Annotated in this window: 13 protein-coding genes; 7 read left to right on the forward strand and 6 right to left on the reverse strand. The window is 63.8% G+C overall.

All coding sequences use genetic code 11. From position 1 onward, the window contains the following. Positions 1–104: 104 nt before the first annotated feature. The 3 genes from BJI67_RS03465 to BJI67_RS03475 are packed head-to-tail and all read left to right on the forward strand — an operon-like array spanning position 105 to position 1695. Positions 105–551 (forward strand): acyl-CoA thioesterase, encoded by a 447-nt coding sequence (locus tag BJI67_RS03465; protein WP_070071848.1) that lies wholly within the window; start codon positions 105–107, stop codon positions 549–551. Between the two features lie 6 nt (positions 552–557). After that, positions 558–1004: an alternative ribosome rescue aminoacyl-tRNA hydrolase ArfB gene (gene arfB, locus BJI67_RS03470; RefSeq protein WP_070071849.1), complete on the forward strand. Its 447-nt coding sequence runs from the start codon at positions 558–560 to the stop codon at positions 1002–1004. A 10-nt stretch (positions 1005–1014) separates the two neighbouring features. Further along, positions 1015–1695: a DUF1045 domain-containing protein gene (locus BJI67_RS03475; RefSeq protein ID WP_070071850.1), complete on the forward strand. Its 681-nt coding sequence runs from the start codon at positions 1015–1017 to the stop codon at positions 1693–1695. On the opposite strand, the gene BJI67_RS03480 is transcribed toward BJI67_RS03475, so the two are convergent. Then, positions 1692–2582 carry a DMT family transporter gene (locus BJI67_RS03480; protein WP_070071851.1) on the reverse strand — a complete coding sequence of 297 codons (891 nt, stop codon included), beginning with the start codon at positions 2580–2582 and terminating at the stop codon, positions 1692–1694. The genes BJI67_RS03475 and BJI67_RS03480 overlap by 4 nt on opposite strands. Positions 2583–2657: 75 nt before the next feature. Here BJI67_RS03480 and gcvA point away from each other — a divergent pair, with 75 nt between their 5' ends. Beyond that, positions 2658–3584 (forward strand): transcriptional regulator GcvA, encoded by a 927-nt coding sequence (gcvA, locus tag BJI67_RS03485; RefSeq protein WP_070071852.1) that lies wholly within the window; start codon positions 2658–2660, stop codon positions 3582–3584. Positions 3585–3621: 37 nt separating this feature from the next. On the opposite strand, the gene BJI67_RS03490 is transcribed toward gcvA, so the two are convergent. Next, positions 3622–5049 (reverse strand): SLC13 family permease, encoded by a 1428-nt coding sequence (locus BJI67_RS03490; protein ID WP_070071853.1) that lies wholly within the window; start codon positions 5047–5049, stop codon positions 3622–3624. A gap of 126 nt (positions 5050–5175) precedes the next feature. On the opposite strand from BJI67_RS03490, the gene BJI67_RS03495 reads away from it, so the two are divergent. Further along, entirely contained in the window at positions 5176–6987 is a 1812-nt protein-coding gene (locus tag BJI67_RS03495; protein WP_070071854.1) for a bifunctional diguanylate cyclase/phosphodiesterase, read from the forward strand. Between the two features lie 6 nt (positions 6988–6993). Here the strand turns inward: BJI67_RS03495 and fghA are convergent, their stop codons facing one another. The 3 genes from fghA to BJI67_RS03510 form a co-directional block, all read right to left on the reverse strand. Then, positions 6994–7836, reverse strand: coding sequence for an S-formylglutathione hydrolase (gene fghA, locus BJI67_RS03500; protein WP_070071855.1), 843 nt, complete (start codon positions 7834–7836; stop codon positions 6994–6996). Between the two features lie 8 nt (positions 7837–7844). Continuing rightward, positions 7845–8954: an S-(hydroxymethyl)glutathione dehydrogenase/class III alcohol dehydrogenase gene (locus BJI67_RS03505; protein ID WP_070071856.1), complete on the reverse strand. Its 1110-nt coding sequence runs from the start codon at positions 8952–8954 to the stop codon at positions 7845–7847. A 278-nt stretch (positions 8955–9232) separates the two neighbouring features. Beyond that, positions 9233–10054: an ATP-grasp domain-containing protein gene (locus BJI67_RS03510; protein WP_070073923.1), complete on the reverse strand. Its 822-nt coding sequence runs from the start codon at positions 10052–10054 to the stop codon at positions 9233–9235. Between the two features lie 162 nt (positions 10055–10216). On the opposite strand from BJI67_RS03510, the gene BJI67_RS03515 reads away from it, so the two are divergent. Next, on the forward strand, positions 10217–11317 hold the full coding sequence (locus BJI67_RS03515; RefSeq protein WP_070071857.1) for a GGDEF domain-containing protein: 1101 nt from the start codon (positions 10217–10219) through the stop codon (positions 11315–11317). Positions 11318–11388: 71 nt separating this feature from the next. Continuing rightward, positions 11389–12396 carry a GGDEF domain-containing protein gene (locus BJI67_RS03520; protein ID WP_070071858.1) on the forward strand — a complete coding sequence of 336 codons (1008 nt, stop codon included), beginning with the start codon at positions 11389–11391 and terminating at the stop codon, positions 12394–12396. A gap of 409 nt (positions 12397–12805) precedes the next feature. On the opposite strand, the gene BJI67_RS03525 is transcribed toward BJI67_RS03520, so the two are convergent. Further along, positions 12806–14074 carry an ISL3 family transposase gene (locus BJI67_RS03525; protein WP_070071859.1) on the reverse strand — a complete coding sequence of 423 codons (1269 nt, stop codon included), beginning with the start codon at positions 14072–14074 and terminating at the stop codon, positions 12806–12808.

A 14074-nucleotide genomic window follows, 5' to 3' on the forward strand; every position in this document is an offset into this window, starting at 1 on the left:
CGTTTCTGGCGGCGGCGTGCCGGCATACCCCGGCCGCGGTCGCGTTAAGGTTGCTGCATGTCGCGCGCCTGTGCGCGACATGAGTGTCTTTCGAGGAGCTTATTATGACATGTGAGGCCGGGCAGTTCGAGATGCGCTTGACAGTTTCGGCTGCGGATATCGATGCCCTGGATCATGTCAACAACGTAGTTTACCTCCGTTGGGTGCAGGATGTCGCAACCGCCCATTGGCTGGCGGTGGCGCCGGAGGCCTTGCGGGCGTCGCTGCTGTGGGTGGTGTTGCGTCACGAGATCGACTACAAGCGACCGGCGCATGAGGGCGAAGTGGTTCTGATGCGCACCTGGGTGGGCGAATCAACGCGTCGTCAGTTCGTCCGGCATACCGAGATGCGGCGCGATACCGACCAACGATTGGTGGTTCGTGCACGTACATTATGGTGTCCCATCGATCGGGCATCGCGCAAAGCCATTGCGGTCGGGCCGGAGGTGGAACATTGTCTGCGTGGCCCGGTTCCGCTGCGCACGACGGACGTGCGCATAGAGAGGGGTTGAACGACCATGTGCGAGAACGCCGCAGCCTTTGGTGGCCTGCAGGTCGACAGCGGTGTGACGATCCCTGGGCGCGAGATCGAGCTAAGCGCGATCCGTGCCTCGGGGCCTGGCGGCCAGCACGTGAACAAGGCAGCCACTGCGGTTCATCTGCGTTTCGACATTCGTGCGTCCTCGTTGCCGGAGGCGGTGCGCGCACGCCTGCTGGCGCTGCGCGACCGGCGCATCGCGCGCGGCGTTCTGGTGATCAAGGCACAGCGCTTTCGTAGTCAGGAGCGCAATGTCGAGGACGCGCGCGAGCGTCTTCGCGAGCTGGTGGCGGCAGCGTTGCACGAACCCAAGGCGCGACGCGCGACGCGTCCGACACACGGTTCGCAGGAGCGCAGGCTGGCGGGCAAGCAGGCGCGCGGGAGCGTCAAGGTGCTACGTGGCCGGATCAAGGGCGAATGGGATTGAGGGGGAGCCGATGAAGTACTGGCATGCGTTCGCACATGGGTTGCTGTGGTTCGGCTTTGCAGGCATGGCGCAGGCCGCCGGACAGGTGCGCGGCTACGATGTGTTCCTGATTCCGGGGCCGGAACTGCGCCCGGTGATTGGCGGTCTGGCGCGCCAGCTCGAGACGCACGGTCTCAAGCCGTTGTATGCGCGCGGCTACCTGCCGCACGTCACGCTGTATCTCACCGACTATCCGTCGGGGCGGCTGCCGAAGATCGAGCGTCGGGTGCGTGCGCTGGCGGCGCACGAGCCTGTCTTCGACATGCGCCTTGGGCGGATCGTGGCCACGCCCAGCCACTGGCTGCTGCTGGAGGTCGGCGTCAATCGCCGCATGCAGCGTCTTGCCGATGCGGTCACCCGCGCGCTCGATCCCCTGCGCGTGCCGCACCCGCCGATGCCGGGTTGGGTGAGGGCCTATCCGGAAAAGCAGGCCGTGTTCCGCCGCTGGGGCAGTCCCAACGTGTTCGCGCAGTTCCAGCCGCACCTGACCCTGCTGACTCCCGCCGACCCGGCACGCATCGCGTCCTTCATGCGCGGGCCGGGCGGGCATTTCGCCGGCAGGAGAATTCGCGCCGAGGGTATCGGTATCGCCGAGGTCGACGCCCATGGGCAGGCGCGGCGCATCCTCGCGCGATTTCCCTTCGCGCGCTAGGCCGTCGCGAGCTGGCGTCTGGGCAGCATCGCCAGGGTGACGCCGCCGATCACCAGCGCGCCGCCGACGAGTTGGGCGGCGGTCGGCAGAATGCCGACCAGGGTGTCGAGCAGCATGGCGAAGACCGGCACCAGATTGAGAAACAGCGAGGTGCGGCCCGCGCCCAGGTGGGCGATGCCGATGCTCCAGAAGAGATAGAACAGCACGGTGCCGCCGATCACCATCACCGCCAGCGCGGCCAGGGCCTCGCCGCCCGGCATGCGCAGCGGCTCGCCCGAACCGAGGGCGACGAGCACCAGCAGCGCCGCGCCGGCCGCCATCACCAGCGAGGTGTTGGTCAGCGGCGGCCCGGCCGGCATGTAACGGCGGGTAAGCACGTTGTAGGCCGCCCAGGCGAAATCGGCGGCGATCATCAGCGCATCGCCGCTGGAGATCTTCAGTGCCGCCAGGCGTTCCAGGCTGCCGCCCGAGATCACCACCACCACGCCGATCAACGCCAGGGGCAGTGCGGCGAGCTGGCGTGCGGTGGGGCGTTCGCCCAGGGTGAGGGCCGCAAGCAGGGTGGTCAGCAGGGGGTTGGTGGCGAGGATCAACGCGGCGTTGGCCGGTGAGGTGTGCTGCAGGGCGAAGAAGAACAGCAGGTTGAAGCCGCCGATGCCGACCACCCCGAGCATCAGGTAGATCGGACCGTGACGGCGTGCGGAACCGACCAGGTCGCCGCCGCGCCAGGCCACGATGGCCATGATCAGCAGCGTGCCGAAGAGAAAGCGCGCGGCCGCCGCCCACAGCGGGGGCAGGGCGGTCATCACTGGACCGGCGAGGGTGAAATTGGCGCCGCCGAAGAACACCGCGGCGGTGACGAGGAGGTAGACCAGTGCCGTGTTCAATGAAGTATTCCTTGAATTGGAATTTGGATGCGCACAGGCTAATGACCTTGGTGGCTAATCTCAAACGACATTTCATTGAGCGAATTTAAAGAAAATCTTAAAACTAGACGCTTGCCTCCGCTGACTGCCGTGCGTGCGCTCGAGGCGGCCATCCGCCTGCGTTCGTTCACGCGCGCGGCGGAGGAGCTGCATGTCACGCCCGCCGCAGTCAGCCAGCAGATCCGGCAGCTCGAGGAGCTGCTCGGCGTCGCGCTGTTCCGGCGCGGCCGCGAACTCGAACCGAGCGAGGCGGCGCTCGCCGCGCAGCCCCTGCTGAGCGAAGGCTTCGAGCGTCTGGCCGAAGGCATCGCACGCCTGCGCGGGGACGATGCGGGCGGTCCGCTGGTCGTATCCTGTCCGCCGACCTTCGCCGCGCGCTGGCTGGTGCCGCGGCTGGACGATTTCCAGGCACGCTATCCCGAGATCGAGCTGCGCCTGCTGCCGACCCGCCGCTCGGTGAATTTCCGGGTGGAGGACGTGGATGCGGCGGTGCGTTTCGGTGCCGGACCCTTTGCCGGACTGCATGCCGAGCGCCTGATGCCCGAGTCCATCGTGCCGGTGGCCTCGCCGGGGCTTGCCGCCGGTCTGCGCGCGCCGCGCGATCTGTTGCGCACGACGCTGCTGCAGGACGACCAGCAGGGCGTGGAGGTGGGGATGCCGGACTGGGAAACGTGGCTGGCCTCGCTCGGGGTGGACGTCGAGGGCCCGCTGCGCACGCGCTACGTGGGCGATCTCAACCTTTCCATCCAGGCGGCGGTTTCCGGCATCGGCGTCGCCCTGAGCTGGCACAGCCTGGTGGCGGACGAGCTGAAGGCCGGCCGCCTGGTCCATCTGTTCGACGGTGCGGTGCCGAGCAATCACGTGTATCACTTCGTCGCGCCGCTTTCCCGGCTGGGATTGCCCAAGGTGGCCGCCTTCCGTGCCTGGCTCAGGGAGCAGGCCGGCGGCGAATCGCCGTCGTAGGCTCTAGGGCCTGTTCACCCCATGGGATGCACAGGCCCTAGAGCCAGCCGAGTGCGTGCCACCACAGATAATCCAGCGGCAACAGCACGAGCAGGCTGAGCAGCGCCAGGGCGAGGAGCAGGCGGAGCGCTGCCGAGAGCGGTTCGCCGGCGAGCTGCATGGCCACCACCAGCGGAGCCGACTGGTAGGGAAACAGTGCGGTGGAGAAACCCAGCACCTCGGTCATGAGCACGGATTTCACCGGCAACCCGGAAGCGGCCGCCATCTTGCCGGCGAGTGGCGTGAGCACGGCGGGCACTCCGGGCAGGGTGGTGAAGACGCCGGTCACCATCGAAACCAGCGTCAATGAGGCGAAGTCGCGGGCCGGATGACCTGGGGCGAGGGGCAGGATGCGGGCGAGCCAGCCGGCGAGGCGTGCGCCGAGGCCGGCGTGCGTCACCACTGCGCCGAAGCCGATCACCCCGGCGACGAAGAACAGGGAGTTGAAGTTGGTGCCCTGGCGGAACAGCCGGGAGTCGATCACGCCGACGCCCGGCAGCATGAGAATCAACGCCGCCGCCAGCGCCACCCAGGCCGGCGAGATGTGATTGATCGAATCGGTCATCCACAGCAGCAGGGCGACGGCCAGGACCGCCGCCAGCAGGCGTTCGTGGCCGCTCCAGGCGGAGGTGCGAGTGGGGGTGCCGTTCGTGTCGGCGGGTCGAAGGCGGTCGGGGAAAAGCCAGGCGATCAGGCCGACCATCAGCACCGCCTTGAGCGCGCCGAGCACCGGGAAGTGGAGCAGCAGGTATTCGCCGTAGCTGGGCGAGAGGTGCAGCACCGTTTCCGCGCTGCCGACCAGGATCATGTTGGGCACGTTGGCGGTGAGGATGGCGAAGGCGGGTATCTGGCAGCCGAAGGCCGCCGCCAGGGCCACGCCGGTACGGCCGCGCGAACCCGATTCCAGCCCGGCGTGGTCGGCCACGGACAGGGCGATGGGAACCAGCAGCGCAACGCGACCGAGCGAGGACGGCATCAGGAAGCTCAGCACGATGCCGACCGCGACCAGTCCGGCGAGCAGGACGATGTAGTGCTGCGTGAAGCGATCCGCCATGTGATGCGCGATGCGCCCGCCGAGCCCGGTCCTGTCGACCGCGAGCCCGAGCACCAGGCCCGAAAACACCAGCCACAAGGCCGGCGAGGTGAAGCCCGAAAACACCACGCCGGCGGGGGCCAGCCCGAACAGCATGGCGAGCAGCATGAACCACAGTGCGGTGAGATGCTCGGGGATGGCACCGGTGGCCCAGAAGGCGATCGCGAGCACCAGCAGGGCGGCGCTGCGCGACGTTTCGGCATCCCAGCCGAACGGGGCATGCACGAGCGGCACGAAGGCAAGCACGACTCCCAGCGCGACGGTAATCCAGCGCAGGCGGCGCGGCCAGGGAGCGGCGCGGAATCCTGCGGCGGGTTGAACGGGGGGCGGCATGTGGATCGGCGGCGGTAAGCGAGCGGCAATTTTCGGTCCCGTGCATGTTGTTGGCAATCACGATTTCTAATGGTATGCGCATGCGGTATGCTGGCCGACGCCTCCAGGGCGTTATGACGAGTGGACATGGACACACTGAATCTGGCAGCGGTGGTCAAGGCGCTGTCGCGCGAATCCCGGTTCGAGGAGTATTTCCGCAAGGCGGCCGGCGCGGCTGCGGGTTGCTGTGGTGCTGACGGTGCCGCCCTGATCGTCCGCGACGGCGACGTCATGCAGTACCGGTTTTTCCTCGGCGTCCCCTTTGCCTTCCATCAACGTTTCATGGGTTATCGTTATTCTGCCGAGCAGGGGGTGTCCGGCGAGGTCATGCGCAGTGGGCAGGCGCACTTCATTCAGGATTACAAAAACTCCCCTATGGCCATGGACGCGTTTATTGAGGCGGGTCTCAGTGCCAATCTCGTGGTACCGGTGCACCTGCCGGATGGTGAAACGGGTGCTGTATTGGCTGTGGCTTGGTTCGGTAGTCCGGTAGAAATTCCTGACGAACAGGCGCTGGATACGGTCGAGGCACTGGCGGATCTGATCGGTGCAGCACTGCAACGCGAGGAAATGGAGTCAAGATTGCGTGAGCAGGCGCAAAGTGACTCCTTGACCGGGCTGCCCAACCGACACGCGCTACCTGAAGTGCTTGAGCGAGCCATGAACAGGGCGCGTCGCCTCGAACGCATGCTGAGCGTGATCGTGATCGATTTGGATGGGTTCAAGGGCGTCAATGACCGTTTAGGCCACCGTTTCGGTGACTTGCTGCTCAAGAGCTGCGCGGCGCGTCTGCGCGAGATCGTCCGGCGTGGCGATACCGTGGTGCGCATGGGGGGCGATGAATTCCTGGTGTTGTCCGAGGGAATTCGCCGGGTAACCGAGGTGGAAACATTATGCCGCCGCATCGACACAGCGCTGCGTTTGCGCATGAATGTCGAGGGGCGTTATGTGGGTGTCCGCCCGAGCATAGGCGTATCCATGTTGATGGGGGAAGAGATGGATGGCGATACCCTCATCCATCAGGCCGATATGGCGATGTACAACGCCAAGAGTGAAGGTGGCGGTTACCGCTTTTACGGTTACGAGATAGATCGGCAGCAGCAGACCCGCCGCGAAATTCGTGAGGCTTTGGAGGTCGCGCTGGCGGCTAACCGTTTGGCGCTCTATCTGCAGCCTATCGTCGATCTTACCGATGGCTCCATCGTCGGGGCGGAGGCCTTGTTGCGCTGGCCCCAGCCGGATGGCGAAGTGCTGGCGCCCATGGCGTTTCTCTGGGCGGTGCAGGATGATCCGCTGATGGAACAGATTGGTCGTTGGATACTGAATACGGGTATCGCGGTGTTGCGCGCGTGGCAGGATGAGTCTGTTCTGGATGGATTGACCCTGGCGCTGAATGTTTCCGATTGGGAACTGCGCAAGCGGGGGTTCTGTGAGTCGCTGGACCAGATGACGGTAGGAGAGCGGCCGATCAATTACAGTCGCCTCCACTTTGAAATTGTCGAGACGGCGGCGCTCGATCAGCGCAAGGAAATCTTCGAAGTACTGTCGGAATGTACCGCACGGGGCATTTCCGTTTACCTGGACGACTTCGGTACCGGCCACGCCAGCCTGTCACATTTGAGCGAGATGCCAGTCAATGGCGTCAAGATTGATCGGCGTTTTGTGGCTCAGGTCGATGTCAGCAGCGAGAGTCGCAGCCTGGTACGGGCCATCCTTGGCATGGCCGAGCCTTTCGGCCATGCCGTGGTCGCCGAGGGGATCGAGCGCCCTGCCCAGATCACCGAGTTGCGCGAGCTGGGCTGTCGTTTGGGTCAAGGATACCTGTTCGGGCGGCCGATGCCGGTGGCGGAATTCCGCCGTTGGGTGCTTGAGCGGACAAGGGCCACTCCCCCCGCCTGAGCCGCGCTACTTCAGCGCGACCGCATGGTAGGCGAGGTGCTCGCCGATGAAGCTCGCGATGAAGTGGTAGCTGTGGTCGTAGCCTGCCTGCATGCGCAGGGTGAGCGGGAAATCGCGCGCGCGGCAGACGGCTTCGAGATCCTGCGGATAGAGCTGGTCGGGCAGGAATTCGTCGTCCGTGCCGTGGTCGATCAGCAGCGGGATGGGCGCGGCGCCGGCGGCGACCAGTTCGGTCGCGTCGTAGGCCTTCCAGGCCTCGCGGTCGCCGCTGAGGTAGGCGCCGAAGCAGCCCTCGCCCCAGCCGCACACCGTCGGGTGGCAGATCGGTGCGAACGCCGATACCGAGCGGTAGGCGCCGGGATTCTTCAGCGCGCAGATCAGCGCGCCGTGGCCGCCCATCGAATGCCCCGTGATGGACTTCAACCCTGGCACCAGCGGGAAGTGCGCCTCGACCAGCGCCGGCAGCTCGCGGGTGACGTAGTCGTACATTTGGTAGTGCTCGGACCACGGCGCCTGGGTGGCGTTGACGTAGAAACCCGCGCCCTGACCGAGGTCGTAGCGCTCGGGCACGTCGGGCACGCCCTCGCCGCGGGGGCTGGTGTCGGGGATGACCAGCGCGAGACCGAGTTCCGCGGCGTAGCGCTGGGCGCCGGCCTTGGTGCGGAAGTTGTCGTCCGTGCAGGTCAGGCCGGACAGCCAGTAGACTGCCGGCACCGGTCCCTGCTCGGCCTGCGGCGGCAGGTAGATCGAGAAGGTCATGGGGCAACGGCAGGTCGCCGAGTCGTGCCGGTAGCGCTCCAGCCAGCCGCCGCTTTCCCTGATGCGTTCGATGCGTTCGAGTGAGCTCATGGCCGGCCTTAGAAGAGGATGACGGAACGGATGCTCTTGCCCTCGTGCATGAGGTCGAAGGCGCGGTTGATGTCTTCCAGCGGCATCGTGTGGGTGACCATCTCGTCGATCTTGATCTCGCCGCTCATGTAGCGCTCGACATAGTCGGGCAGTTGGGTGCGGCCCTTGACGCCGCCGAAGGCGGTGCCCTTCCAGGTGCGCCCGGTGACCAGCTGGAACGGGCGGATGTGGATCTCCTGCCCGGCGCCGGCGACGCCGATGATGGTGGAGACGCCCCAGCCCATGTGGCAGCACTCCAGCGCCTCCCGCATGACCTCGACGTTGCCGATGCACTCGAAGGAGTAGTCGACGCCGCCGTTGGTCATTTCCTTGATCGCTTCGGTGGTGCTGACGCTGAGTTCCTTGGGGTTGACGCAGTCGGTGGCGCCGAGCGCGCGGGCCATCTCGAACTTGTCGGGGTTGATGTCCACCGCGATGATGCGCCCGGCCTTGGCCATCACCGCGCCCTGAATGGCGGACAGGCCGATGCCGCCGAGGCCGAACACGGCCACCGTCGAGCCGGGCTCGACCTTGGCGGTGTTGAGTACGGCGCCGATGCCGGTGGTCACGCCGCAGCCGAGCAGGCAGACCTTGTCCAGCGGCGCCGCCTTGTTGATCTTGGCCAGTGCGATCTCCGGCACCACGGTGTATTCGCTGAAGGTCGAGCAGCCCATGTAGTGGAAGATGTCCTGACCGCGGGCCTTGAAGCGCCGGGTGTGGTCGGGCATGTAGCCGCTCCACAGCGTGCCGGCGATGGTCTGGCACAGGTTGGTCTTGTCGGACAGGCAGTATTCGCAGTGGCCGCACTCGGGGATGTACAGCGGGATCACGTGGTCGCCGGCGGCGAGGCTCTTCACGCCGGGGCCGACCTCGACCACCTCGCAACCGCCCTCGTGGCCGAGGATGCAGGGGAAGGCGCCTTCCGGGTCGTCGCCGGACAGGGTGAAGGCGTCGGTGTGGCACACGCCGCTGGCATGCACCTTGAGCAGGACTTCGCCTTCCTTGGGCCCTTCGACCTCGACCTCTTCGATGACCAGGGGCTTGCGGGGTTCCCAGGCGACGGCGGCTTTGGCTTTCATGTCGGTCGGTTCCTTGTCGATGGGCGACTGACGTCTTCGTGCCAGCCGCGAATGGTCGGCCGGGCCGCGCCGCGGGGCGTTGCAGGTGGCGGGGCGCCCGGTTTGGATGGCCGTATTCTAGGTGCCTAGGTATGAATCCGCTATCGCCAGATATTCCTCATCAAGCTAGTGGCTATAAGATAATCCGTTGATATGTAAATGAAATTATTTCATTCAACGAATGGATGTTATCGAGAAATGCAATATACCTTTGCTGCCGCCTCCAAGGTGCAAGCCTTTTAGACGGCGATGGGCCACACCGGTGTGGGTCGGATGGGATCATGCGGTTCGTGGTTGTCGCTCTGTGCGAGCAGGTAGTCGAGCATGATTCCGGCCAGGCGTTCGTGTTGTCCCGCCAGCCCGCGATGGCCGAACAGGCGGTTGAATTCGAACACGTAAGGGTGTCCGCCAACCATGGCGATGTCGAAGCCGGCATGGTCGATGCCGAGCGTGTGAGAGAGGTTGAGAGCCAGTGCGAGGGCCGCTTCGGGTACCGGTGCGCTGCCGACCGAGCCGCCGCATGCGAGGTTGTTGTGGAAGCCATCGGGCGACTGCAGTCGCCAGAACGCGGTCACGACCTGGCCGGCCACGACCACCACGCGCAGATCGCGGTCGATCGGCAGGTGTTCCTGCACGTAGAGTGTCGGGGTCAGGTCGAGGTAGTCCTCCCAGTCCTGGCGGGTGGAGACGAGAAACACGCCCTGGCCCATGCTGCTGCGCGGAATCTTGGCGACGAAGGGGCGCGGCAGGGCCTCCCACAGGCATTCGGCTTCCTCGCGGGTGTTGGCTGCGATGCGGGTGTCGGGAACATGTTGCGGCGCCACCCCGAGAAAGGCGCGCGTCATCTCGATTTTGTCGTGGCCGAGCAGGTAACTCGCCAGGCTGGGGAAGATGCGCTTGCGCAGGCCAAAGACGAGCGTGCCGAGCTGCCAGTATTCCGGGAACAGCAGCCAGTCGGCGGCCTCTACCGTTTCACGTTCGCGCAGGAAATGCTCGGGCTTGACGTAACGTGCGTCGGGGAGCCGAAGGGTGCGGAAGGCATCGAAGGTGACGAGCCGCATGGAACGCTGCATGGGTGAAGGTGCGCGATTATACTTGGCGCTCGGGTGGGATTGGAATGGTGGCCAGAGACCAATCTCGCGGACTTAAGTCTACAGGCCTGAGCGCGCATGCCGCTTGCGATGTCGCTTGCTGGAAGCTCGGAAGGTGTGCTGAGGAACCGAATGACCCGGAACTCGATTCACGACTTGGCGCGTGAACTGAACGAGAGCGACGAGTTCGTCAGAACCAAGATCCGCTTCATCACCATCGCCACTGTCATTGGCGTGGTTGTGGCGTTGCTCATGAGTTATCTCGAACTGCAGCACGGTGCCTGGTTCCGCGCCCTGCCGGCCGCCTTGTTCCCGTTGTTTGCGCCTCCGTTGGTGTTTCATATGTATCACGGAAGGCGCGCCTACCAGCAGGGGCTGGTCGGTTTTGCGGTGCTGGTGGCGATACAGCAGATCCTGGGGGCGGCGGTCACGCTGAACGACGTCGAGGCATTGATCTGGTTTCCGATCTTTCCGCTGACCTACGTCCTGCTGCTCGGTCACGAACGGGCGCTGCGCTGGAATGCCGTGATTATGGTGTTCCTGTGCCTGGGCTATGCGCTGTTTCCCCAAATCAATCACGGACTCAATCCACTGCCGTTGCCGCTGTTCGGCTCGGCCCTGCTGGCCTACGCCATGTCGATGCTGCTGTCGTGGCAGTCGCATCGGGAGTTGAGTTACTACCATCGGCGGCTGTACGCGCAGGCGAGCTATGACGCGTTGACCGGGGCGATGATGCGCGAGCCTGGCCTGGAGGTGTTGGGACGGCAGATGGCGCAGGTGGATCGGCGTCCTGAATCCGGGTTGTGCGTGGCGCTGCTGGACCTGGATGACTTCAAGCGGATCAACGACGAGGACGGACACCTGGCGGGTGACCGGGTGTTGGTCGAGGTGGCTGCTGCACTGCGTGGGCAGATTCGTCAGGGCGACTATCTGGTGCGCTTGGGCGGGGAGGAGTTCCTGCTGCTGTTTCCGGGCATGGGCACGGATGGCGCGCACGGCATGTCGGAGCAGCTGCGCGCGCGTATCCCAGAGGTGACGACGGGCCTGAGCGCACGTCCGGTGACGGCGAGTATCGGGCTGACACGCTATCGCCCGGGCGAGAGCGTGGGGCAGCTGCTGGGGCGTGCGGACGAGTTGATGTATGCGGCCAAAACCACCGGCAAGAACCGGATCTGCTGTGAGGATGCGGGCGGTGCAGAAGTCGGGTTCGCGCTGCCAGGGCAGACCGGATGACATTGCCGGAGAAGGGTGGCAGGCACAGCCCAGCTGAGGCCGCTGAGGATAGTGAATATTCCGCTGCCAGAATGCGTTTTCTGTATGTCGGCGTGACCCTGGGTACGATCGCCTCGCTGATCATGTTCTACGTGGATTTGCGCCATGGTCAACACGACTGGGCGCTGAGCAGTCTTCTGTTCCCTGCCTGCGCGCCGCCCTTGCTCTATTGGATGCGCCGTGGCTCGGTTGCTGCAGGAAAGGCGCAGAGCGGGATGGCGCTGCTGATCGCCATAGCCTTGGTGGGCGGTGCTCTGGCGTCGCTGAATACGGAAATCCTGTTGGTCTGGATCCCCGTGCTCCCGTTGGCCTTCGTGTTCCTGCTCGGGCACGCACGCGCCATGGGTTGGGTCGTCTGGACCCTGATGGGCGTGATCGTGGCCTATACGTTGTTCCCCTTGTTCCATCGAGGCGAGGCGCCGGTTTCCCTGCTGTTGTTCGTCATCTCGCTGCTGGCCGCCGGCGTTTCCATCCTGCTGTCGTGGCAGCACCATCGCGAACTCGGGGTGTATCAACGCTATCTGCGCACGCAGGCGAGCTATGACGCGTTGACCGGGGCGATGATGCGCGAGCCTGGCCTGGAGGTGTTGGGACGGCAGATGGCGCAGGTGGATCGGCGTCCTGAATCCGGGTTGTGCGTGGCGCTGCTGGACCTGGATGACTTCAAGCGGATCAACGACGAGGACGGACACCTGGCGGGTGACCGGGTGTTGGTCGAGGTGGCTGCTGCACTGCGTGGGCAGATTCGTCAGGGCGACTATCTGGTGCGCTTGGGCGGGGAGGAGTTCCTGCTGCTGTTTCCGGGCATGGGCACGGATGGCGCGCACGGCATGTCGGAGCAGCTGCGCGCGCGTATCCCAGAGGTGACGACGGGCCTGAGCGCACGTCCGGTGACGGCGAGTATCGGGCTGACACGCTATCGCCCGGGCGAGAGCGTGGGGCAGCTGCTGGGGCGGGCAGACGAGCTGATGTACGCGGCCAAAACCACCGGCAAGAACCGGATCTGCCATGATGGTGACGTCCCGCCTGACGCCGATTAGCGGCATACTGATCCATATTCCCGCTGAGGTTTATAATGCCCCTGGAATCCGGGCGAGTTCAGGGGGGGGCGCGCCCCGCAGATTTTGGGAAACGCGGGCGAACACAAGGCGAGCGTACGGGCGAAATTTACGCATGAGCGACGGTTCGAGTGATCTAGGGCCTGTTCACATTAATTTTGATATAATTGCTGCATGGAAATTACCTTGCAGCAGTACAAAATCATCGAGCCCTTGTTGCCGCTTCCGCGAGGCAATATAAAAAGGCTATTTGCATTCTAGGGTTGGAATCCAACCGTTCTGACCCTGGATTATTGGTCAGGTCAAATGCAGCCTCTGGTTGGATTTCTCTGTTTTCACTGCCTCACCAGAATCTAACATTGGTTGGATTCTCTGACGCAACTCTCTCGCGCTAATCCAGCTCACCACTCTCTGCCTGTTTCAACAACGTCGGAATGTGCGGCCCATATTCCACCTTGCCGTGACCTGCTCGAATACCACTGCCGACCTTGCGGGCTTCTTTGGAGTACAACGTCTTTGCCCGAATGATGGGGTAGCTATAACCCCGACCTAACCGGTTGGACATCTTGATCAGACCGTTGAGCCCTTCGGTGTAACCATTAGTGATCGGGAATGGTGCATCCCAGTAGGCAAAGATGTCGTCGTAATGGTTGTGAACCGTTTTGGCCAGCTTCTTGAATGCCACTAGCCCTTGGTCTGGCAAGCTGTTCTCCCAGGCTTCAAAGGCATTCTGAGCATTCTGCTTGTCGAGTTCATCGTAGATGCAGAAGAAGGCTTCCTTGAAATCATAGGCTACGGCAAGCTCAGGGATCGCCTGCTTCACGACTTCCAGCGCCTTTTGTTCTGCGGGCGTCAGGTTACCGGGCCGCTTCAGGGTGAGCCAGCGAATGGATTTTTTGACGTAAATCCGGTCTTCTTTGCTTAACTGAGCCTGATAGTTCTTGCGCTCAACTTCCAGCGCTTCGGAGGCCATTTTAACGACATGGAACTTGTCGATCACCAGTTTGGCGTTGGGCAGGTATTGAGCAAAAGAACGCTTGAAGGGCCGCCACATATCAGTACAGACCCATTCCACCTTGTCAGCGTCCGGCAGCGCCTTGAAGAATGGCTTCAGATGCTCCTGGGTCCGGTGCTCTAACATATCGAAGACGTTGTTGGTTGCCAGGTTGGTGATTACACAGCGATACCCACCGGCGAGGTTCACTTCGTCGATACCCATAATAACGGGGGTTTCGTAGCGAACGGTTTGCGATAGTTCGTTTATCAGGTCGTGGGCAATATTCTTGACAGTATTCACCGCCACGCCAGTTTGCTCGGCTAAAGCATGGAAGGTGGTTCCCAGGCACTGTTGCCGAATGACATCGACCAGCCGCTTGGTGGCTCTCCGTTTGTCATCCAGAAAACTCAATTCGGGCATCGACATTTTGCCGCACGACTCACAGCGAAAGCGCGGGCGCTGAACTTCAAGACGGACAGGCTGCATGTACAACGGCGTGTCCATGAACTTGTTTTTGCGCGTGCCGTGTTTGTGCATAGGGATGTTGCAGTCCCCGCATAGCGGTACCTCGACCGTTTCCGGCTTGGCAACGATCACAAGGCCCTTGCTCTCATGGCGCATATCCACCGGTTTTATGCCGGGCAGATTCAGCAGGTCAAGCAT

Origin of the sequence: Acidihalobacter aeolianus (assembly GCF_001753165.1) — a bacterium.
GTDB lineage: Bacteria > Pseudomonadota > Gammaproteobacteria > DSM-5130 > Acidihalobacteraceae > Acidihalobacter > Acidihalobacter aeolianus.